Annotated in this window: 17 protein-coding genes; 12 read left to right on the top strand and 5 right to left on the bottom strand. The window is 49.7% G+C overall.

Annotated features, from left to right (window positions below; translation table 11 throughout):
* Positions 1-608: 608 nt before the first annotated feature.
* From FAZ30_RS03635 to FAZ30_RS03585, 11 genes are all read left to right on the top strand, one after another.
* Positions 609-1985 carry a hypothetical protein gene (locus FAZ30_RS03635; RefSeq protein ID WP_137008778.1) on the top strand — a complete coding sequence of 459 codons (1377 nt, stop codon included), beginning with the start codon at positions 609-611 and terminating at the stop codon, positions 1983-1985.
* The gene (locus FAZ30_RS03630; protein WP_137008776.1) at positions 1982-3724 is read left to right on the top strand and encodes a TnsD family Tn7-like transposition protein; all 1743 of its coding nucleotides are present in this window, start codon (positions 1982-1984) and stop codon (positions 3722-3724) included. The genes FAZ30_RS03635 and FAZ30_RS03630 overlap by 4 nt, the downstream gene beginning before the upstream one ends.
* A 214-nt stretch (positions 3725-3938) precedes the next feature.
* Positions 3939-5279, top strand: a complete 1341-nt coding sequence (locus FAZ30_RS03625) for a TniQ family protein (protein WP_137008774.1) — start codon at positions 3939-3941, stop codon at positions 5277-5279.
* The gene (locus FAZ30_RS03620) at positions 5255-6181 is read left to right on the top strand and encodes a PDDEXK family nuclease (RefSeq protein WP_168190809.1); all 927 of its coding nucleotides are present in this window, start codon (positions 5255-5257) and stop codon (positions 6179-6181) included. Before FAZ30_RS03625 ends, FAZ30_RS03620 begins: the two co-directional genes overlap by 25 nt.
* A gap of 44 nt (positions 6182-6225) precedes the next feature.
* Positions 6226-8496, top strand: a complete 2271-nt coding sequence (locus FAZ30_RS03615) for a transposase family protein (protein ID WP_137008770.1) — start codon at positions 6226-6228, stop codon at positions 8494-8496.
* Positions 8497-8977: 481 nt separating this feature from the next.
* Positions 8978-9265, top strand: a complete 288-nt coding sequence (locus tag FAZ30_RS20985; RefSeq protein ID WP_137008768.1) for a helix-turn-helix transcriptional regulator — start codon at positions 8978-8980, stop codon at positions 9263-9265.
* A gap of 241 nt (positions 9266-9506) precedes the next feature.
* Positions 9507-10343, top strand: a complete 837-nt coding sequence (locus tag FAZ30_RS03605; protein WP_137010180.1) for a vWA domain-containing protein — start codon at positions 9507-9509, stop codon at positions 10341-10343.
* 8 nt (positions 10344-10351) lie between these two features.
* The gene (locus FAZ30_RS03600) at positions 10352-11080 is read left to right on the top strand and encodes a protein phosphatase 2C domain-containing protein (RefSeq protein WP_137008766.1); all 729 of its coding nucleotides are present in this window, start codon (positions 10352-10354) and stop codon (positions 11078-11080) included.
* Positions 11081-11085: 5 nt separating this feature from the next.
* Complete coding sequence (locus FAZ30_RS03595; protein ID WP_137008764.1) at positions 11086-12831, top strand: protein kinase family protein; 1746 nt, start codon at positions 11086-11088, stop codon at positions 12829-12831.
* Positions 12832-13128: 297 nt separating this feature from the next.
* Complete coding sequence (locus tag FAZ30_RS03590; protein WP_137008762.1) at positions 13129-14025, top strand: AbiTii domain-containing protein; 897 nt, start codon at positions 13129-13131, stop codon at positions 14023-14025.
* A 461-nt stretch (positions 14026-14486) separates the two neighbouring features.
* On the top strand, positions 14487-15140 hold the full coding sequence (locus tag FAZ30_RS03585) for a hypothetical protein (RefSeq protein ID WP_137008760.1): 654 nt from the start codon (positions 14487-14489) through the stop codon (positions 15138-15140).
* Positions 15141-15314: 174 nt separating this feature from the next.
* Here the strand turns inward: FAZ30_RS03585 and FAZ30_RS03580 are convergent, their stop codons facing one another.
* On the bottom strand, positions 15315-15938 hold the full coding sequence (locus tag FAZ30_RS03580) for a hypothetical protein (RefSeq protein ID WP_137008758.1): 624 nt from the start codon (positions 15936-15938) through the stop codon (positions 15315-15317).
* Positions 15939-16541: 603 nt separating this feature from the next.
* Here FAZ30_RS03580 and FAZ30_RS03575 point away from each other — a divergent pair.
* A complete protein-coding gene (locus FAZ30_RS03575; RefSeq protein ID WP_205676645.1) occupies positions 16542-16901 on the top strand; it encodes a hypothetical protein in 360 nt (119 codons plus the stop codon).
* Here FAZ30_RS03575 and FAZ30_RS03570 read toward each other — a convergent pair.
* From FAZ30_RS03570 to FAZ30_RS03555, 4 genes are all read right to left on the bottom strand, one after another.
* Positions 16888-18038 (bottom strand): IS3 family transposase gene (locus tag FAZ30_RS03570; RefSeq protein ID WP_137008754.1). Its coding sequence is split into 2 segments (ribosomal slippage): positions 16888-17801 and positions 17801-18038, totalling 1152 coding nucleotides; the frame shifts between segments, so codons are not numbered across the junction. The two genes, FAZ30_RS03575 and FAZ30_RS03570, sit on opposite strands and share 14 nt — an antisense overlap.
* Before the next feature lie 100 nt (positions 18039-18138).
* Positions 18139-20100, bottom strand: a complete 1962-nt coding sequence (locus tag FAZ30_RS03565) for a DUF3732 domain-containing protein (protein WP_137008752.1) — start codon at positions 20098-20100, stop codon at positions 18139-18141.
* A complete protein-coding gene (locus FAZ30_RS03560; protein ID WP_137008750.1) occupies positions 20097-20585 on the bottom strand; it encodes a three component ABC system middle component in 489 nt (162 codons plus the stop codon). Before FAZ30_RS03560 ends, FAZ30_RS03565 begins: the two co-directional genes overlap by 4 nt.
* Positions 20582-21799 carry an ABC-three component system protein gene (locus FAZ30_RS03555; RefSeq protein ID WP_137008748.1) on the bottom strand — a complete coding sequence of 406 codons (1218 nt, stop codon included), beginning with the start codon at positions 21797-21799 and terminating at the stop codon, positions 20582-20584. The genes FAZ30_RS03560 and FAZ30_RS03555 overlap by 4 nt, the downstream gene beginning before the upstream one ends.
* Positions 21800-22593: the final 794 nt, after the last annotated feature.

Raw genomic sequence — 22593 nt, 5'->3', positions numbered from 1 at the left:
CAACAGGCTGGTTGTGTGCGTGCGCACAGAACTGCTGTGCGAGCGCGAGCCCTTGCTTTGGGGAGGGTGTGGGCAGTAGAATGCTAATTCTTTTGCTTTATGCGCGGGCAAAAAACCCGATATTATCCCATGATATACCGGAGATTGGCCTTTTGTCAACTGCCCCGTTACACCATTTTTCAATCACAGTGGGCTGGAGCACAAGCATGTAATCGCTAATTCGATAGCAGCACCAACAATCTATGCACCACAAATGAAAATGGAGGGTTTCTGGTTGCAGCCAGAAATCCCTCCACTGAGTTTGTTTTAGTGGCAAGCCAAACTTGAAGCCGCCCAAACTCCCAATTCAGATGGGATGGTTTCATGCATGGCGTGCTCTGTCAACCCCTGCGGGCAATTTTTTGGCTGCAGGGGGGCGAAGCTATGGATGCAATCAATGGAAATGACTATCCGCGTCAAGGATGGCGGCCGCCTATACTCCCGCCGCCCAGACTCTTTTATCGTAAGTTGCCCGTCCAGGGACCACACCTACTGCCCGTTGCCTCATCGTTTTTCCCGGTGCAGCTTGTATGCGTCATGGTTCGAAGCTGCCTTGATAGGTGGCCACCATGCATAACTCACTGGTCACCACGGCTTCCCGTGCCCCGCAAGTGATGCCGCGGGAAGTTGTCTTGAGTTCCACTTCAGTTGCCGTGAGCGACCTATTGAGCCCCCGCATGGCCGAAATCATGCGGGTACTGTCGGCCACAGAGTTGCGTAATAAGATGCGGTGGCCGGCTGTGCCTCATGCAGCAGAACTGCGAGAGGCCGACCCCGAGACCAAAATCCAAGCCCTCTCCAGTTTCAGCGGGGCCTATCTCCCGCTAACGGAGACACTGACGTTTATTTCGCAGGTTCTAGCCAAAATTCGTGAGGTATACCGCGCCAAGCAGTTTGGTTGTGAGGAGTTTCGGCGTTATTTCCACGCAACCGCGGAGGTTCTGCATGGCGAGAGATTGCGACCACTGCCTGTATGTCTCAGTTCTATCACCGACACAGGATTCTGGCTGACAGGACCCTCATTAATGGGGCGAACTGCGACTTTGCGGCGGTTGGTTGAAATCTTGGGTAGGCCATTTTTGGTCGAGGGAGAGCATCCCGCCCCGCGATGTATGTGGGTGATGCCGGTTCTTTACCTAACCTATCCAACCTGCGGAACTCTCCGGGGAATGCTTCGGGATATGCGTGAGCGCGTGCTGTCGGTGGTTGGAGGTTACGACACCGATATCAACGCACTGTCCGAGATAGAGGGAGGGAATGGCGAGAATGTGGCGATTGCAATCTGCACCCTGCTGAATGTCGGCCTGGTTGTCCTCGATGGTGGTGGCTTTGCAAACGTCAATGGCCATACAGCGGCCATCTTGCAATTCCTGCTTAAGTTGCGAGAGCACACAGGCATCCCAGTGCTCATCTCAGGCACCAGCGCATTCATGTACAGCACAAGCTTCATGGGCACTACGGCCTCTAACCTGGTCAACGGCCCTGGTCTGCATCTCGACCCGATTCCCAAGCCTGCTCCGTTGGTAGATGGCGTGGTTCCGAAAGCCAGAGGTGTCTGGCGGCAAGTGGTTACTTGGTTGTGGCAGGAGGGAGTGCTTCCAGAGCATTGTGAGATGCCAGTTGCGCTCCCTGAGTGGGTATATGGCATGACATTTGGTCGATTTGGTTGGCTGGTTCAGGGGTTTCGGGCGCTGCACGTCACGCTCGTGACGGCACCTGAGATGCAGCAGCCAGGCCGCCTTACCGAAGACGCCGTGAGGCAAATATTTGAGCGGGCGTTACAGCTGCATGCCGGTGCCCGAAGTGCCATAGCGAGGACGCAAGAAGTGGCCTCTGGTAAAGGCAAGTTGGCTGTCTTGAAGAATCTCGACCACCTTCCAGCGGCGCTTTTTGAAAAGCCTCAGGTGCACGAGTGGTTGGACGAAGCAATCTTGAGTCGGATATGACCGCCATGAATCGGAACATTTTGGTGGCACCGCACTTTCCTGACGGGGAGATTGTGAACGCCTTCCTCACTCGCATACTGAGTTATGGCGGCGTGCACTCTTTGTCTCTGGCATGCCGCCAGCTTCTTAATAGACGCCCCAGTCTTGATGGAATGCCAAATTACCTTGGTCTATTCCATCAAGAGCTCGGCTATCTCTATGGCGATATCGATACGCTCATCGATAAGCATACCGAATTCAACTTCATTTGCTGCGGCCTGCCCAAGGCGAAGTTTTCTGCTCAGCGGGCTAGGTTGATTGATATGTATAAGGGGCCTGTTCGGCTCTGCCGACTTCCTTTGCTTTTTAGCGTCAGTGAACAGAGTTATCTGCAATGTTCCGAATGTGAAGAGCAGCAAAAAAGAGAGTTTGGATTCTCATTCATCCATCGGCGCATGGGCGTGCCATTCGTAAATGTCTGCCCTATTCATGGTGTTCCATTGTGTGCCAGCAAGAGACAGTTGCTACTTTTTGATGCCCACTGCCAGTCAAAACCAAATAGTTACCAAGTGGCTATGACTATGGAACTAGGGAAACGAATTGAATATTGCATGGAGACGCCTGTGCATCTATCAAGATACGACAAAGATAGTGTTATTCATTTATTTAAATTGTCAGGTTGGATAGATGAGAGAAATCGGTTCCACCTTATAGATTTTACACGGAAGTTTTCGATTTTTTTTGATGGAGCATTTTCTGATGAGCGTTTAAAAATTCTATGCCAGTCGGAGCGGCATATTGAAAATGCGATACGTGCGCTATTGCGTAATGAAAAAAGCATCCACCCCGAATGGTGTGTGTTATTTGCTTGGTTTGCTGAGCAACAGCCATACACCGGTCCAACCCAGTCCACGGCAGCCATACCCATTGAGGCAGAGCGCAGAAGAATGGCAAGTCCAAAGGTAATGCCGTTGCGTGAAGCTGTTGTAGTCGAGCTGGCTAAACATAAAACCCTACAGGCAACAGCAATGGCAATGGGTATTAGTGTCTCGCTACTCAACGTGCTGTGCAAACGTTATGAACTTAATGTCAGTTGGCGTCCTAAAACTTTGAAGGAATCTATTGCAAACCAAATCAAGAAAGAGCTAGCGAATGGTAAGTCACCGTCAGAAGTTGCCGAAAAATTCCAAATTTCGCTAACAAGCGTGTACCGCCAACTTGCAATTTTGACAGACGTACCGCTTCCTCGCGAGAAAGCGCTGAGTGCTCGCATAGAGTCTGATAAGGCGGAATGGCTAAATGTTATCCAGACAAATCCTGAAATGTCTCGCAATAGTTTACGGAAAAAATACCCAACATTATGGATGCGCTTATATAGAAATGCGCATGACTGGTTTATGGCCAATCAGCCTACTTCCCAGTTGCCTAATAATGGAGTGCGTGCAAGCCCGCCATGCAAATTACTTTACAACTTAAATAGCGCAATCGCTGAGGCAGCTGATGTTTGTACTGCGCCAGATAAAAAGCGCATCAACATGTCCCGCTATCGTTTCCAAGAACTTACACGAGTCCCTTTCTATGCCTTGAAGAAGTGTGAGGATAGCGGTTTTGTAGAAAAGCAGGAGGAGCATCGAGATGATTTTGTTCGAGCGCGTCTCAAGCGCCTTGCTGGGCTTGTCGGTAGACCATGTGCTATTGCAAAGAAGGCTGGCCTTCGCGAAGAGACCATTCGTAAGGTATTAAAGAAAAAAACAGATTGATTATTTAAATTTAGGGGTATTGTCAGTGGTGCGTAGAAATCCGCAATTGTTCACCATGCACATAGTGCCTGAAGAAGATGTGACTGGATTTATTGTGCGTCAGTCATTTGAGAGGAGTCAAGGAAAGGTCCTTATACGGCCAAGCACTGTAGCGGACTCTACAAGACGACCAGGATGGATATTCCCCTCTGGGCTTGGCCACCTAGGGGAGGAATTGCAGGCCAAACTTCCACCTGTTGACGAATTAATTGATGGTCATACTCGATTTCCGCTTTATGCAAAATTCTTGACGGAAAAAGATTCAAAAGCATTACGTGAGCATCACAAGGGAATCGCAATAAAGGGGCTGGCTGCTCGTGTTGGTATGACGAATGGCGCTTTTCGAGGAAGGATGACTATGTGCCCAGAGTGCATGGAACGCGACATCCACCAGAATGGTTATGCCATCTGGCACCGACTTGCCTTGATGCCGGGAATTTTGGCGTGCCCAGAACATAAACGACCGTTACTCACGTTCTGTGAGGCCTGTGAAGCTGGTCATCGTCGTGTACGGACGAACTGGCGTCCGATGAGACGCTGTGTATGTGGCGGCCATTTGAGGGTAGTCGCAAGGCTAGATAACAAAACGCAAGAAATGGCCATATCGGTCGCCAGTATGGCCGACCAAATTCTTCGAGGCACGGGCTCTTCAATGGTGTCCTCGGAGTCTGTCACACAGGCTCTGCACCATTACTTTGGAAACTGCCGGAGCCTGCACGACAGGCTGAATGAGGCGCTATATCAGGCTATTGGACCGGATTATCGCTCGTTCCTAGGTATCGGCTTGGATACCTTGAGGCGTCTGGTAGGTTCTTTGGGTCACTATGGTCCTATTCGCAATCCCATTCAAAATCTTGCGGTCATACATGCGGTTTTTGGCGGGTTTGATAATTTCTCAGATGTGCTACGAGTAGGCCAAGAAACGGTTGGTATTCGTTTTTCTAATCCTGAGTTGGATAAAAAAATCCCTGACAAGCGCCGAAAGGATAGGCATCGAACGAAAGAGCAATACATTGAATGGGTTGGTGGTCTTCCGTGGGAGCAGCAGGCTAATCTTAGGTTGAAATATCGAAAATGGTTACTTGAATTACTGCATGAAAATCCAGCTATTTATAGAGCAGAATTGAAAACGCAACCTGGCGGCAAGGCTGCACTCCGCTATCTGTTGAATATCGATAAAGCATGGTACGACCGCACTCTACCGTCAAGGGCCAGAAAACGGTGTTATGTAACTCAAGAGCTTATTAATGTGCGAAAAATTGAGCAGCTTACTAGGCATATACAGAAAAGATACGAGTTATCTCTTAAAGAAAGGCCAATGCAGCGAATCACTAAAGCTTATCTTCTCTCCAATGTGTCGTGCGAAACCACTACTAACTTGGTGCTTGCGAGCGAAGGTATTCAAATGTCACTTGCTGCTTGCTCAGAAACCTTTGCTGAGTGGAAGAAGCGGGTGAAAGGAAACGACCTGAAGCAGGAAAAATGCTCACGATGGCATACCCAAAACGCAGGTTAATTGCTGATTGTAGTCATCTGCCCTACACCCCGGATGATGCAAAACGTATTCTCCGTACCGGTAAGCTTGACTACGTTGAGAGTTTTCCACGACCAGAAAATGCAACAGGTTTTTATTTGGCGGATTTGGTTGGCAAGACGATTCTGTCATGGCCTCCTGAATTACCGAAACATGACCCGCGTGGGCATCCATCAACACCGAAATTTGAAGCTTGGAAAAAAGCACAAGATAGCAAAATTGGTATTGCTGGAAATTATTTTGGCTTTAAAGGTGGAGGGCTTACGCCAAACCATTCTGGACTTGAGGAACGCTGCCTCTATCATTTTGGGATGAATCCATTTGTTGTTGAGGTGCGTGCACAATATCCAGAGTGGGAGCGCGGCATGTATCAGGAATGCAAAGAAATGAATTTGCGTATGCCAAAACGTGGCGTGATAACTATTGATTTTCTCCTGACTTTGAAAATACCAGGGGGCTCGGGGTTTCACTATCATGCCATTTCAGTGAAGCCTTATGAAAAGCTAAAACAGCTATCGGTACAGAAAAGGCATCTACGTGAGGTGGAATTGCTTCATTGGTGGGGTTGTACACACGAAATAATGACTGAGCATTCAATTTCCACTCGTGAGCATATTAATAACAGACGTCTTTTTGAGTATATGAAAATGGTAAATGATGTTTCAGCATATCAGGAGGTTGCATCAAATATGGCGACCATATTGTTGAGTGAGAATAAGTTTGAAATATGCGACCAGAGAGTTCGTGCTGCTGCTGGATATTTAGGGTTGGGGAGGGATGCAGGCTATCGGATTTTCGCGATTGCGAATTTCTTAGGCTATCTAACGCTTGACCATGAACATGAAATTTTGCCTGATAAGCCCTTGGTTTTGGTTGGGGACTGACGATTGTAGCTTTTTATGTTGCTGAATTTGACTGGAGTTTAATTGTGGATGCTGCAGAAAAATCGGTAATTATACGCAACAGTAATCTATCACTTATTGTTGGGCGCGGTAAAGAACTAATATTTAGGGTCCTTGCTTATAATGAATTGAGTGTCTGCGTTGTTGAGCTGGGGGTGGTAAAATCGGTCAAGGGTAATGCTCTAGTGAGTAAAATATTTATACCGAATTCGCCCTCGAAAAAAGTCGGTAATAGAAAGAAATGGGCGCGCAGTTTTGTAGATAATGCTCTTGCGAATGGAATGCTTGTGCATGTGGCAGAGTTTGGCATCCCAGAGGAAATGACTCAATGCAGCGTCCCTCCAGGAAGTAGTCCAGAATTGGACCGGAGAAGAAACGCTGTCGAGTATATTGAGAGATGTTGGGGGGATTCTGTTTTTTGGAGCCGTGCAATTAATGCAAGAGCCGTTAGTGACGCTGCAACTCGATTCTGCGCTAGTGAGAATGCAGTGCGGCAGTGGTTTGAAATGCATAAATTTTATGGCGAACATGAGAATGCGCTTGTAGACCATAATTGGAGAAAAGGTGCTCCAGGCGTCTCACGGCGAGATTTGCGAAACGAAGATGGAACTCATACGCCGCTTGGTAGGCGAACTGATAGCGAGAAGATATTTGGGAGTAAAGGATATAAGAGAAAGCGCCTAACCAAGCAACAGCTTGCAAAATACGCTAGCTTTTTAAGGAAAGAAGCATGGGATAGTAATGATAATTTCCCTAAAATATTTCAGCGTTGGCTTGTTAGTCGTGTGGCATTTAATCGTGATAAGGATGGATGTCTAGTTACATACCAAGTCGACCCCAGAAATTTTTCCGGGGACGATAATATGAAGAGGATTGGCAGGAGGCTTCTTAAGCAATTTAGGGCTGAGCGAGATGAAAGTCGGGAAGTTAAGGCAGGTCGAAGAGGAGGCAGTGCTCAAGACATTGTGCATGACCAATTGTCTATTTTGGATATAGATGGAACTCCTGCAGACAATTATCTTCTTTTTGGTAGTGAAGAGGTGAGGATTGATGGGGTTGGGAAACCGACTGTCCTGCTGGCGGTTGACCGGGCAAGCCTGGCTATTGTTGGTTGGGATGTGAGCTTTGGTCCTGAAAATGGTGATGCATATTTAAATTGTGTTTTTTCGGCATACACGTCCAAGACTCGTGAGCTTCATCGGTGGGGGGTGCCATATCTGGCCGGTATGGTTTATGGATGTGCCACTGATTTATTTATTGACCGGGGGCCTGGAGTATCGTTGAGGGTACAAACGTCGCTTGTCGATAGGTTGAGAGTGGCTGCAAAAATGGCTCCTCCGGGTAGCCCGCCATCCAAAGGGCACGCTGAGCAGGTGATGAAGTATTTCCAAGAAGAGCTGAGTAATTTGTCTGGTTCTATATTCAAAACTGGCGATAAAGATGAGGACAGGAAAAGACAAAAAAATGCCAAGAAGGGAGCTGTTTCCTTGGAGAAATTCATGCAAGCCCTGCTTAAGGCAATTAGTAGGCGTAATCTGGAGACCGATGCAAGACATCTTTTGACATCGGATATGATGAAGGAAAAAATTCCCGCTTGCCCTGCCGAGATATATCGTTACAACAAAAACCGTAGACGTGGTGATGCCCAGTGGGACCTTGCTCCAGAAGATGTTTTTAGAAGGCTATGTATTCCTCGAGAACAGAAAGCTTCGAATGGAATTGTTACAATCGATGGTAGAAAATATACTTCGGCAGAACTTCAGCTCTATGCGCGTACTTTTGAATCAATGCACAATGAGACCACTTGTAAAATAAAAACTTACGAGATACCAAATGCTCCGTTTGTCTTGTTCTGGGAATTGACTGGCCAAGGACTTGGGCTGCTTGAAGCTACAGCGTCGACGAAGAAGATATTCGAGGATGGGTATGGTTTTTTAACAAAATACCAAAATTGCTACCGAAATCACCTGTTTGCAGAAGCAAAATTCATCGCCCGCAAGAACGTGAATGCTGCCATTAGTGCTGAGAGGGCGGCATATGCCGCGGTGGTTTCGAAAGTCACACAAGCCAAGATAGACAATGTTGAGCGTAACGCAGCAGTGGCGGTTCCTGTGGTCGAGACGGTTGGTACACCGAAAGAGCAGGCCCGGAGACACCTAGAACGCCAGAAGGTGAAATCCATTATTTCTGAGTTCAAGCAGGCGCCCTTACAGGAGAGCGATTTCGCCAAGCCCATTGGTCACGATAACGACTTGGTTTGGATTGATGACGAACAGGATTTGTTCATCGATGGTTAAGGGCTGGTACGTATGGGAAACGGCTGCGGAGAGCTCATCCGATGGATAGTCCGTCGCGTGTGCGCCGGCGGACAGAGGCGTCTTGCCAAAGAGCGAGCTTGAGGTGAATCATTCCTTCGCCATCTAACCGCAGCACAAGTCGTTTCCCCGTATCGTTGCTCCGAAACTTGATGAGCGCGCTAACTCCTAAAACACCTACATGGAGCAACCCATCTGCCCAGGCGGGTGTGGTATTCCATGTCCTGTTTAAAGCAATACGGCCATTCGTCATTACAGGCATAATTTTGCCTCTTAAACTGGTTTAAGTCGTTTAAAGGCAGAATCTTGCCTGTTGTGGTGCGAACCATACTACTCGTTTTATTGTTAGGCCGATGCACTGGGCGCGGCTGTTTGATAGCTTGGTACGTTATCGGTCAATCAAGGCGCTTCGGAAAACCAAGCGAGTGAAATTGTGGCAGCTGCAAATCTAACGTCAGAAGAAATGGAAGCTGAGCTGGGCGAAAAGCTCAGAAGGCTTCGACTGAACAAGAACATCGACCAGCAGACCTTGGCGGCGAGGGCGGGAATAAGTGTTCGTGCTCTGCGAAACCTTGAGAGCGGACAAGGCTCATCAGTCAATACCTTGCTCAGGGTGCTTCGCACCCTGGGCCGGGAGTCATGGCTGCAAACCATTGCCCCAGTGCCTACTATCAATCCGCTCACACTAACTCGAGCTGCCAAGCCACGACTACGCGCATCGCAGAAGCGTAAGCCACAGAAGAAAGATTAACCTTATCGAAGCCGATTGCGGCAACTGCCTTGTCCAATTTTATGGCAATGGCCTTGCCGGCCTGGCATTGACGTTCTCAAGAACAGTAGAGCTAGGAGCAGATGCAGGCGTTCGCACAGTGAGCTCCCTCGAACCTGTATCTTCCTCTTCTCCGTGCTCCATATCATGAAAATTTGATTTTTATGCCTTGTGGGCATGAATTTGGAATGTAATGATTATGCGTTATCAAAAGGGGACCGCCATGCCATACCAAGCCTCCATCCAACGCAGTACACCGACCGCTTTTCTGTTCTTAGTTGACCAATCAGGTTCCATGGGGGACTTGATGGCTGCTTCCGACAAAACTAAAGCTCAATTCGTTGCGGATGTGCTCAACCGTACGCTGATGAACCTCATCACTCGTTGCTCGAAGCCAGAAGGGATTCGCGACTACTTCCAAATTGGTGTTATCGGTTACGGGGGCATGGGGGCCTGTAACGGTTTTCAAGGCTCTCTGGGTGGTAGCATTTTGCATCCAATTTCCAGTATCGGCGCCAACCCGTTACGTATAGAAGAGCGCCGCAAGAAGATGGATGACGGGGCGGGCGGCCTCATCGAGCAAACAGTCAAATTTCCTATCTGGTTCGAGCCACAGGCCGATGGCGGCACCCCCATGTGCGCCGCGTTGACTCAAGCGGCCGAAGAGCTCGCTGCCTGGTGTGATGCGAATCCGGATAGCTACCCTCCGACGGTTTTACATGTGACCGATGGGGAATCCACAGATGGCGACCCAGAAGCAGTCGCGGACACCTTGCGTCAATTTCAGACCAATGACGGTAACGTGTTGTTACTGAACCTGCATGTGAGCGTGCAGGCGGGCAACCCTATCCGTTTCCCCGCTGCGGAGGGTGGATTACCCGACCAGTACTCCAAGCTGCTCTTCAGAATGTCCAGCCAATTGCCCCAGCATCTAGTTAGCTATGCCCAAGGCAAAGGGTTTAGCGTCTCTCATGAATCCCGAGGGTTCATGTTCAATGCAGAGGCGTCTGAGATTGTCGAATTCTTTGACATCGGCACACGTCCGTCGCAAATGCGGTAGAGCATTCAATGTTACGTGTAGAGTTCCATGCGTCAGTTCCCAAAGAACTGGAACAGCCAGAGCTGAACGAAGATGCGCTGGCCATCGATGAGGCGGCAGGCAGGTTCGCCGTTTCTGATGGGGCCTCCACAGCATACGATTCGCGCATCTGGGCGAACATGCTGACGGCGCGTTTTCTTCAGTCTCCGGCGGTAAACCATGAATGGGTGACAGCTCTTATCCGCGAATACCGTGCGAGCTACGACTTCGACCAGCTATCGTGGATTCAACAGTCAGGTATTGAGCAAGGGGCCTTTGCTACCTTGCTGGCGGCAGAGTTCCAGCCCGAGCGGGTGGAGCTGGAACTCCTCTGTGTCGGCGATAGCCTGGCCGTCCTGGTCGAAAATGGCACTGCCTTAAAAACCTTTCCCTACAGCCATGCTGAGCAATTCGATGTAGACCCGACGTTGCTCTCAACACGTAGTAACGCCAATGAATTTATAACAGCCAGCCAGTTCTACAGCCAGCACTCAACGACCTGGTCCCTCCACAACAGCTCAGTGGTCCTGCTGATGACTGATGCCCTGGGGAAATGGTTGCTAGAAGCGTCGGTAAAGGGCCATTCCACATTACAGCAACTGCTCACCATCGGTTCAGAAGAGGAATTCGAACAGCTGGTAATGACACTTCGCGAGACGAAACAGATAAAAGTCGATGATACGACTCTCGTGAGATTGGCATTTGAAGTGAAAGTTTAAGCCTGATGCGTTATCCCAGCCTTGAGCAATACCAAGTAGCACTGCAATCGCCGAGGACAGCCTTTATTGATGCGTCCTTAGCCTCCGGCTCGATACCGACCAATATGCTCAGCCTGCCAGAGGTTATCAGCGGGGGCTTTGCGCTCACCTATCGTGTAGACGTATCGAGCAACCGTTATGCGGTACGGTGTTTTCATAAAGAGTCCACTGCACTTGAGCAGCGTTATACCGCAATAGCGAAACGGTTGAGGTCGCTAGCGTCTCCTTATTTCTTAACTTTCGAATACCAATCACAGGGCGTTAGGGTTGATGGCGCTGTTTTCCCATTGGTAAAAATGGCTTGGGCTTCCGGGGAAACGTTGGGCGAGTTCCTTGAAGCCCACCACAAAGACCGTCAAAAGCTGTCCAATTTGCAGCAGGCCCTGCGGTCGCTGGCGACATATCTGGAACAGCAGGGAATTGCTCACGGGGATATTCAGACCGGTAACCTGATGGTGTCGAAAGATGGTCGAACCATACAGTTGATTGACTATGATGGGATGTTTGTTCCGGAGGTCGCGGTACTAGGTTCGTCGGAAATAGGGCATCTCAATTTCCAACACCCAAAGCGGGGTGCTCGGCATTTTGATAGTCGACTGGACCGGTTTTCATTCATTCTGCTGGATTTGGCTCTGCGCGCCTTACAGGGGCACCCTCAGTTGTGGGTGGCCACCCAGTGTGAATCTGACTCGATAATTTTCCGAGCCAACGACTTCATTGACCCACCGTCATCAGGGGCGTTTACACAACTTTTCAAGCTATCCGGCCTTGAACGAGACGTTAAAAATTTTGCGGCTATTTGCCAAGGGGGCTACAGCGAAGTCCCCTCCTTAGCAGAGTTCATCAACGGGCAGTACACCCCCAGAGCTGTAGTGGCCTTGGGGACGGGTTCACAGGTCAGGGCACGCGCAGCATATCTTAGCCAGTACCCTGTGCTGGATGGCGGCGACTACTTGTTGCTTCAGCGGCATATAGGCCAAATGGTGGAGCTCGTAGGCCGAATTATTGAAGTGAGTGAGAGTAGGACGCGGCACGGCAAACCCTATGTATTCATCAATTTTGCTGACTGGCGTGGCCAATGCGTAAAACTCACTATTTGGAGTACCGCCCTTAGCAAATTCTCCAGTAAGCCGACAAAAAGTTGGGAGGGGCGATGGGTCAGCACCAAAGGGTTGGTTGACCCTATTTATCGTAGCAAACCGAGAGCTCGTCAGCCGTATGAACATATCAGCATAACCATTTCCGCTCCCAACCAAATCCTATTGCTGGACGGAGAAGAAGCGCTTTATCGCCTTGGTAGGCCAAACAATGCCAAAGTGGTATCACGGGGAGGTGCCGTTAATAACAGCGAATTGCTTTCGCAACTACGTGGAAATACTCCTTCGTCAGAAAAGTCACCGGCCCAGCCGAAAATTCAGCAACCACAATCTTCGAATCAACAATTGCTGGCCAAGTTGAAGAGCCAGCAAGCTGCCCAAAGCCCAATTGCACATAGAAGTACATCGGTAGCGCAGGTGCCGCAGCAACCGAAAGCACAACATACACCGACATCAACTCCAGCGAGACAGTCAACTGGTTCCTTTCAAAGCGTAACGCGAACCAATGTCCGACAAACCCAAGTAACAGGAAAGAAAGGGAGAATTCGTAAATGGATGTATTGGGGACTTGGGTTGTTTTTTTTGTACCTGTTACTGGCCGCTCGCCATGCTTGAATTCTTATCATTTCACTGCTAAAACTTGCCAATCTTGCCGCTAAATAAATTTTAGGAAACGAAAGGCAAGTATGAATTACAAAGACATCTGAGAGAAAGCGACTGAGACACAGAATGCAAGCCATTTGAAATCGTACTGAGCCAAGTCGACAAAGCATTGCGGGGTCGATGGGTAAAGGTTGATTACGAAGAGTCATGCAGCTTGGATGTGCTTGTTGTTGTAAAATGCCATTTAATTAAAATTATTTGAAAAAGGTGTAATGGAGGGGTGTGATATTGCTCCCCTGGAGACCTGCTATGACAAAATCGGTTGTTATTGAACTTCAGGAACTTGCATCTAGCGGTACCAATGACATTGGTGATGTGCTCCGCAAGGCTCTAATGGTCGCAACCAAGCTAGGACTCGCTGAATTTCGACAGTGGGTTTTAGCAGAGCTAAACGGATACACGGGTGAATTTCGTGAGCACATTCCTGACTATCGTATTATTCATGGGGAACTCAAAGCATATAATCCTATGCGCGGGCTAATTCCACTTCAAGTTCCACATCAGATGCATGACTTGCTTTCTGAAATCAGAGTATCTGAATCGGTGCACTCCCTAGAGCAACTGCTGGATAATGAAAACACTGGAACGGTTGTTTATGATTTCACCCGTGAGCAAGAGCAGTTGTTAATGTCTATGCAACGTGACTACGTTCAGTTTCGCCCCACTCGAAGCGTAGGAGTGAATAGGGTGGCGGCTATTTTAAGTGCAGTAAGGACAACCATTTTAGACTGGGCACTTGCACTTGAGGCAGATGGCATTCTAGGTGAAGGGATTTTATTTTCTGAAAGAGAAAAGCAGGCAGCTATGCATAACATCAACATTCAGAATTTTCAAGGCGTATTAGGTAACATCGATGGTGGCTCATCAGTCACTCAAACTAATTCGCAGAAAATAGTAGCTGCGGATTTTTCTTCGCTGGAGCGCCATTTGACCGAAAACGGGGTGGGTGAAGAAGATGTTAAAGAATTGGGGCGTGCCCTGAATCATGACCCAATTCCGCAATCTACTACGCAGTTCGGACCAAAGGTTAGTGCTTGGATAGGGAAAATGGTGGGTAAGGCTGCTACCGGTGGTTGGGATATTAGTATTGCAACCGCAGGGGGATTTCTGGCAAATGCATTGAGTAAATACTACGGTCTAAGCTAACACTGCATGGTAGTTTTAGCAGCCCCGGCTCATGTGGGAATTCTACTCAATGGTTAGACTGTTCAAGCCTTGAAGAGGGAGTGCGCACTGGCAGGTGACTGATAAATGGTTCATGGGCGCGGCGGGCTATTTTTGTTCTTTCTGCCGTTAAATAGTCTGCCCATCCGGCCAAGAGCAGTAACTCGGCCACTTCAATAAAAAAAGCTGTCAGTCTCGAGTTGATAAGTGACGAGTCCCTTAACTGTTACGTGGGGATATCGCCAGATTATTCATGATGCGCTACCCCCAAGAAAGGTTCCAAGAAGATACTTTTTCCCGGTCAAAGAATATCATCTCAGTGCTGTCCAATGAATAGTAATGTTGACTCCAGTATGCTTTGGTCAGGTTTTTAACCGCAACTAGCTCTAAGTGACTGGCCTAGGGTTGGTATGGAAATCTTTAGGCACTAGGTAGCTAAGTACATGGCACTCAAAAAAGAAATCAAGGACCGTCTCGTACAAGATGCCAAGGCGTCAATTAGGCGTGCAAATGATTTGTATTCACGCATCGTCCTCAATGGCGGGAGTCTGAATGGAGGTGCTTATTCTCCCCTCATGAATCCTGATAGAAGGGATGCGGCCACATTTATTTTCTTTGAGGTTGCCGCGCAATTTGAGAGTTTTTGCTGCGAGGCTTTCAAAATCGAAATTAGGAAGAAATTCTCGGTTGAGCCAAAGCGAGCAGTTAACATCATGGGCTCCTCCGACAAAGGATTGGCAGGTGTTATGGGCTGGGCATCACCAAATGTGCTCCAGAACAGGGCGCAGAATCTTTTTGGGAAGAACGGATTTTTTGGTCGGTTCGAGAAATTGATTGGCAAGCCTACTTATGACTCTCTGGCACATGCGCACAAGGTTAGAAACAGAATCGCCCATGGAGGACCAAAAGCTGTTTCAGACTACAACAAAATTCTTGCCCAACTCGGCGTGCCCGTCGGTTCGAGAAAGGGCCTCAGTGTTGGTCGCCTTCTCATAGATTATCCACACGGCTCCGCATTAGGTAGCCGCAACTTCAATAAATTTCTTATAGCCTATGAAATAGTAATCAATGAGTACGATAAGCACATGCTCATCTGAGTAGTCACACTACGCTCCCCTTGCCATGGCCGGCACTCACTATCGTGGTGCATGAGTAACGCTAACGCCGAGCACGAGGGCTGGGAGTCCGGGTATGACTATTAAATTTCAACCCTAGCCCTGTCCCAAAGCTCCTGTCCTGGGCCGCTTTAGCTTAGCCAAACTTGTAATGTGCTAGACAAAGTCCACCCTGATGATTTGTTCTGGAGAGACCGGGACATTTGCCCCATCAAAGCACATAACTGAATTACTGTCAGGAGCCCCTTCCAATAGGGCTGACCTCAAATAACAGAGAGCCACCCCCAGATAGGTTTCCACCAGCGAATCAGCTACTGCGACGAATTTCACAAGAGCGGGTTGCCAACGTTCCTGGAAGATGGGCAACAAATCCAACTTACAAGCGTTACGTATCTCTTCACAGAGGTCTTCAATGATTTCCGGCATAGCCAGATAATCATGTTGGGAACAGGATTCTGCATGGAAGGCCAACTCTCGTATCAGAATGGCATAGGGTCCCCAGTGCATGGAATTTGTTATCTTTTCGCGAAAATGGTGGGCACAACCGCCTTTGCGGGCAAAAGCCTGACGAACTTGTTCTTGATGTTGGTCGTTGTCCAGTGTGGCCAGGATGGCTTCTTTTAAGGAGTCAAGCCGCTGCCCCAAGGGAAAAATGCCGTCCCGGAATGTGGTTCCGTGTGGGACTCGTGTCCCATGGAACCAGCAGACCTCTGAAGGCAACTGTGGGTTGCCAAAGTGTAAGGCGACTCTTTCGAAGAGGTATTGCTGAAATTCAGGCAAGTCTCGCCAGTGCTCATCGTAATCCTGACCATGTACAGGGTCCTGCACAAACGGCAGAAACGATTCTGCGGAACACTGAAATGCATGGCAAAGGGACGCAATTGTGCTCTCACGTGTCTCACAATCTAACCGATTAGGATTTGTTGTCATCGTTGTTTTGGGGCTTTTGCTTAGGGAAGGCGGGTGGATTTGTTCAGACCTTCCCTAGCGTGGTAGCGAGACCGACCCAGTCCCTTGGGCTGCTGCTGGCAACTGAGTCAGTATTTTAGCTTTCTCTGTTCTACGGAGATGTCTGCTCACATTGCCACTGCGTAGCAGTAGCCACAATAGTAAGCGATGATTCTCAAGGTGCTGAACGGTTTCAAAGAACCCAGGCCCCACCTCTAGCGGTTATCTCCTCCATCCCCCTCCCAGAGCACGCTATGATTCGGTCAGACGACATGTACTTTTGAGCGTACGTAAATATGCAATGGGGAATGGACTGTGAGACGTCTCAAAGAGGTAGTCGATAAGCTGTACCATCCACCGAAGGATGGGAGGCGTCAGGTATTTGCGTTATCTCGCCCTGAAGCGGAAAAATTGCCCCGACCGCCAGCGGTAGCCATGATTTCCATCACTGCGCCAGAGCGACCGATTGCCGCGGTTGACGGCTTCGCGTACTTGCTCCGCCTGAGCTTCGCGGATGTGGACTTCCTGAATTCCTCGCCCTCCAAGAAGGCCCAGCAAAAAATGCAAGATGCGTTCACGCCTGCTCAAGCCGCCCAAACCCTCGACTTCGTGAATGGCTTGCCAGGTGACGTTCATTCATTAGTTGTGCATTGCGAAGGTGGATTTTCCCGTTCATGCGCCATTGCCCTGGCATTGCATAAACGTTTTGGTTACGTAGCTGAGGTTGAGCGGCTGTCCAAGGGAAATCCGAGCGTGCTGCATCTGAATCGCCCCGGCTTCTCTAGACACTCTTGAGCCGTTGGAAATATTGCTTCTCAAACTCTACCGGCGATAGCCCGTTTGCGGAACCATGCCGGCGTTTCGGGTTGTAGAACATCTCGATGTAATCGAAGATGTCACGACGAGCTTCCTCCCGGTCGTGATAGGTTTTTCGCTTGATACGCTCCCGCTTCAACAACTGGAAGAAACTCTCAGCCACAGCATTGTCGTGGCAGTTCCCGCGCCGACTCATGCTGGGTACCAAGCGATGTGCCTTCAAAAAATCTTGCCAGTCGTAGCTACTGAACTGACTTCCCTGGTCGGAATGCACCAGTACCTCCTGCTTGGGCTGACGCCGCCATACCGCCATCAATAAGGCATTCAGCACCAGCTCTCTATCGATACGTGACTGCATCGACCAGCCAATCACCTGCCGCGAGAACAGGTCCAGCACCACCGCCAGGTACAACCACCCCTCATGCGTGCGGATATAAGTGATGTCGGTCACCCAGGCTTTATTCGGCTCATTCACAGTGAACTGGCGTTGCAAGTGATTCGGTGCCACCACTGCCGGGCGGCCACTGTAATGCCCAGGACGCCGGTGGTAACCCGTCTGCGAACGTAAGCCCTCCTGCTTCATCAGTCGTGCCACACGATGTTTGCCACAGCGCTCTCCCTGAGCCTGCAGGTCGTCATGCACCTTGCGATAACCATAGACACCGCCACTTTCGAGCCAAGCCTGCTTGATGTGCCCCAGCAAGCGCTGGTCTTCACGCGCTCGCGGTGAATGCGGGGATGCTCTCCAGGCGTAGTAGCCACTGGGGTGCACTGCCATGACCCAGCACAGTCGTCGAACTGGAAATTGCTGCGCGTGGGCCCGGATGAAGGCATACCTTACCCGGACTCCTTGGCAAAGTATGCGGCGGCCTTTTTTAGGATGTCGCGCTCCTCGGTGACCCGTTTGAGCTCTGCCTTGAGGCGTCGAATTTCGGCTTGTTGGTCTGCAGATTCGACCGGTGTGGCGCGCTTGGGGTCATAGCGTTTCAGCCATTGATACAGGCTGTGGGCAGAGACGCCGAGGCGGCTGGCGACTTCGGCCACTGGGTAACCACGCTCGGTTACCTGTTTGACCGCTTCAATCTTGAACTCTTCGGGGAAACGCGGCTTGCTCATGACACCTCCTTGTGGGGCCTAGTGTGAGGCTCTCGAAGTGTCTAGGAAAGGAGGGACGATTCAGTATTCGAGCATCTCATTTGTTCTAACGAATATATCGTTAGCCCTTGGGCTCACTCAGGTTTGGCCAATCCTCAGGGACTAGGGAAGGAGGTTTACTCCATGGTTCTTCAACTAGCGCATCTTGGAACCATTGGTCTCGCAAATTGGCGTGCTCGGTCACAATAATCTGGAAACCAGGAACCTCTTCTTTAGTGAAGTTAAGAAGGAAAGCAAAGAGCCGCCTGACTGCAGTTAAGTCAGCATCCTCCTCTGTTTTTTCAACTGAGCCATCGACTGCCTTATAGACCTTTTCCGAAGGGAAATAGACCTGAGTTGGCTGGTCGATGATAAGAAAACGGGGAATTGGCCGGTTGTTCTTTGCCGCAAACCAATGTAGTGCTAGCAATGCTGATAAGTGATAGGCCAAGTGATTTTCACCACCTCCAGTTCTCCCCATCGGTACGGCCCGCTCCGGCCGGTCGAATACGACAGTCAAGCGTGCTAGGTCTATCCGAGCGGGTACACCTTTAAACTCTGCTTCAAAGCCGGCAATGAAGCGAGCGACTTGAGCCGAGATGCTACTCAGAATGGAGGTTAAGCGCTCTCGGCTGTTGTCAGCATCAATTTTCTCTTCAAGTGCATCAACCTTAGCTTTGAGCCGCTGGTGCTCGATTTCGCGCGCCTTGAGCTCGGAGTCAGAGACAAGATTCTCCAAAAACAAGCTAATTCGTCCAACGACACGTGCAGCTGCGTTATTCCTCGAGCCCATTTGGGACAGTAGTTCGTTCGCAGCGATGGCAGCAGACAATTCCACATCTTTGTTCTTGATACCATTGGTAGTTTCGGCAACTTTCTTCTCAAGGTCGACTAGATAAGCATCAAGTTTAGGACGCTCCCCTACGACAACCTCTAGCTCTTCGTCGAGCGACTTAAGCTCCTTCAGAAGAACCTCTGCAAGGGGAGAATTCATCGCTAGGTTCTGCTCGCAGAATGGCCACTGCCACTCACCGGTGGAGGGATTTTTGGGAAATGCCTTAATTGATGCAAGGCGGTCCCTCTGTTCGCCGGCCTCACTCTCAAAGCCTCCCGCCTTTCGTGCAAACTGGCGTGCAGCGTCTATTCTCGACTGAACCTCACGACGCTCCTTGCGGAGGTCTAGTATTTCTTTCTCCAAGCGGCCAATACGGCCACTATCGTTGTCCGGAATCGAAGTTGGCGTCCAAGTCAATGCGGAGCGCAGCGCTTCGATGACTTCGCTTGGACCTTCCTGTTCGCGTTGACTAGAAAGAACCCCTACCGCCATGGCTTCCGAGTAAAGGCTGATGGCCTGCTGCTGTGCTACGTCAATGGTCGCTTGAGCTTGCTCTAAGCGTTTCGAGGACAGCTTCAACTCACGCTGGGCAGCCCGCAGCTTAACTTCTAATTCGTACCTCTCGCTGGATGAAACGCCCAGCAGGATAGGCAGGGTGTCTCGGATGCTTTGTGCCAAAAAACTCTCATTCTGGCGGTAGAAGAGCTGGTCCTTGTTTGCAACCAGTGTTTGCTTCTGGAAGAGATAGAAGTGGGTATGTTTGATATTTGCGTCATAACTGGTACGCGAGTTGTTCTGTGGAACATCGGTTAGATTTTCTGGAATACCGAGAAGCCGAGACAGCAGGGATTCGACGGCCTCGTCATCAGAGCTAGCTGCTAAATCCTCAAGCTGAGGAATGGCAATATCCACCCCACGGCGATACATCGCCATGCTGCAGCTCTCTCCTCCATTCGGGGGGGTGGGCTTTGCGACAAGGACCTGCTCTTGGGGGAACTGGAAGACAACGGCGAACCAAGCTACCTTATCTCGGATAACGCCCTCTGGAACATTAAAGGTAGAGCGCCCCATGCAGTATTCGAGGATGTCCGAGATGGCCGATTTGCCTGTCGATGAGCGGCCCGTGATGACATTCAAACCTTCGGTAAAAAATGTGACATCCCTGCGTTGGCCGTCCTTGCTGTAAATGTGGATTGACTTGATTTTCATGGGCGAACTCCGAAGGTGGTATACACCGTGACACGGTCATCGATACGAGCAAACTCCTTTCCAACGAAGCGTGCGACCCGTTGGCAAGAGACAGACTCTGCCGTGCCGGTGTCGGACTTACGTACGAGGTTAGGAACAGTTCGTAGGCGCCCATCAGGTGTCACCAAGATGCAGCCGCGTTCCATGAGCATGCCAAATGCTTCATGAGTAAAGGGAAGTAGGTCGGCGGCTCGTGATGCAAAGTTAATCAGAAGTTTGGGGTTCTTTTCGATAACTCGAAGGAGATAGCCGCGGTTGCCCTTTTCGAGCGTTTCACGTGACTCCTTATGCAAGCACAGAGGGAGCACCAACAACGCAAGTGAGAAAGGCATACCTTCATCGTCTAGTTCTTCATAACCACGTAACGCTTTAAAGAGAATCAAGCCGCAGAATGCTGGATTGAACAGATTGCGGACTTCAAATGGTCGTTGGTTCCAAGCCTTCATTTCTTGGCCCCCAAAGCATGTTCTAGCCGCTCAAGAAAACGAGGGTGCCAATAGACCTTTGGTGGCGGGCCGAAGTTGGCGAGTATGTGGAATCCTCCACGTACGACATATGGTTCTGCCACCCTTTCTCGGATGCGTAGTGCTGCGATATTGCCACTCTCCAGGTCCGCCCATCGGTACAAGGCCCGACCTGCTTTTACCAAGACGTCTTCGGCGCTACTCTCATCGAGTTCCTCAAAGACAACGTCGCGGTAGCGTGACCATTCATCAACCAATCGTTCTTCGTAATCCTCAAGCTCGCCAGAGACCAATAGGTTTTCGCGAGCCCATAAAGACCGTTGTTCAAAAGCACGGTAGTAATCGAGAATTGCATTGCGGAGACGGTCTGATGTGACACCAATCTCTCGAAGCTGTCGAACGAATAGGCGCGAGTCACTATCAACACTCACGCCGCCGGCAGGCTCTGAGCGTCTGAAATTGATGGGAAGATTATCCGCTTGGTACTCCTCGGCGAAGGCAGCCAGCTTGTCTGATACTTCGAATCCAGTCATCGCCTCTGTGCGCTTGCCAACCAGTAGGTTGATGATGGATTCGTTCCACCATCCTTCAAGGCGTTCGAAGACCGCATCGCGATGTTCGCGCCTTATGCTGCGCATAAGGTCCTTTATCAGAGGGGGTAGGTTCTGAATTCGTGGACTGCCATCAAAAATCACTATGCGAGAAAGAAAGTCCTCTTGTTCCTTTTCATCCAACTTTGTGAACTCAGCACCAATCGACTGAATGAGCTCCGACTTAGTTTTGGCTAAAGCATCACGAGCCAGCTCAGAAAGCATTTTTTCTTCCTCATGAGCTGTTATTCCATTGACTAAGCGGTGCAAAAATGAAGCCTCAGAAACGGAGGCGGTTGTGAATAGGAAGAAGCGGAGGCTTGCCTCACGACAACCATCACGGTTGTAGCGTGACAACCAAATTCGAACCGACTTCCAGAAGTCGGTTGAAAGGTCAGTAACCCGCTCGCCCTCGGCCTTATGCTTAAGTGAGCCCAGGGTTTTGACCCCGTTATTGTCAATGAAATCTAGGTCATCATCTTTCTCAATCAGGACAGATGTATCTTCTGGTAACTGAAGGAGTTGAAAGAGTGCCAATCTAGGCTGATAAATGTAACCAAGGCCTTGTTCGCCTGCCGAGAAAAGGTCGCCCGAACTTGTTGACATGGATATTCACCGTGCTATGGCCTGTATCGGCCAGAAGTACAGAACAACTAAGCGAGTAGCAAATAATGCGGGTTGTAGCAAACACTTTTCTTGTCTTACACACGGGTTTTGCTGTTCTGCACGTTTATTTTTGTTGTCTACACACTATGTGCATAAGCGCTGGAGCTACACTCTGTAGGTAAGTTATTTTTGTTGCGATTAGAACATTTTATGCCAATTTCATTTTTATAGTTTCCCACAAACCCGGGCATCAGTCCATGCGGTATGTCATACCAATACATGCATTGGTCGAGTTGAAGTCACACAGATTTGTCGTATGCGAGGTTGTAATGGTGCGCTACAAGCAGCTCAGGACGTATTGAGCTCAGAAAACCATGCATGTGGATTGTCAAGCCACGAAAAAGATGTCAGCCGGCGACTTGATTGATAAGTAGGAAGAGGTAGACCTGCCTGATTTCGAAAGTAAGAACCTGCGCCGGCCATACTAAACCGGCGCTTTGGACTATGGCTCAATAATCATCTATGGCGCGTAGTGCGTAGCGTCCGGCGAGCTTGTCTCCGTTGGGCTTTTTCTTTCCAAAGGGACGTGGCTCCATTTGACACTCAATATCATAGCCTGCAGCACGCAACCGGCGTACCAAGCCGGGCGAGTTCGACACCCCGAGTTTATCGTCCAAGTCTTCACGGAGTACTGGACCTTCTCGCAGAATATCCAGACAGGCACGTAGTGATGGGCACAAGTTAAAATTGCTCTGCATCTCGTTCCCCTTCTCCTTGCCAGTAGAGTCGCTGAA

Source organism: Aquitalea aquatilis, from assembly GCF_005155025.1.
Taxonomy (GTDB): domain Bacteria; phylum Pseudomonadota; class Gammaproteobacteria; order Burkholderiales; family Chromobacteriaceae; genus Aquitalea; species Aquitalea aquatilis.
This window is presented reverse-complemented; position numbering and strand designations above follow the sequence as displayed.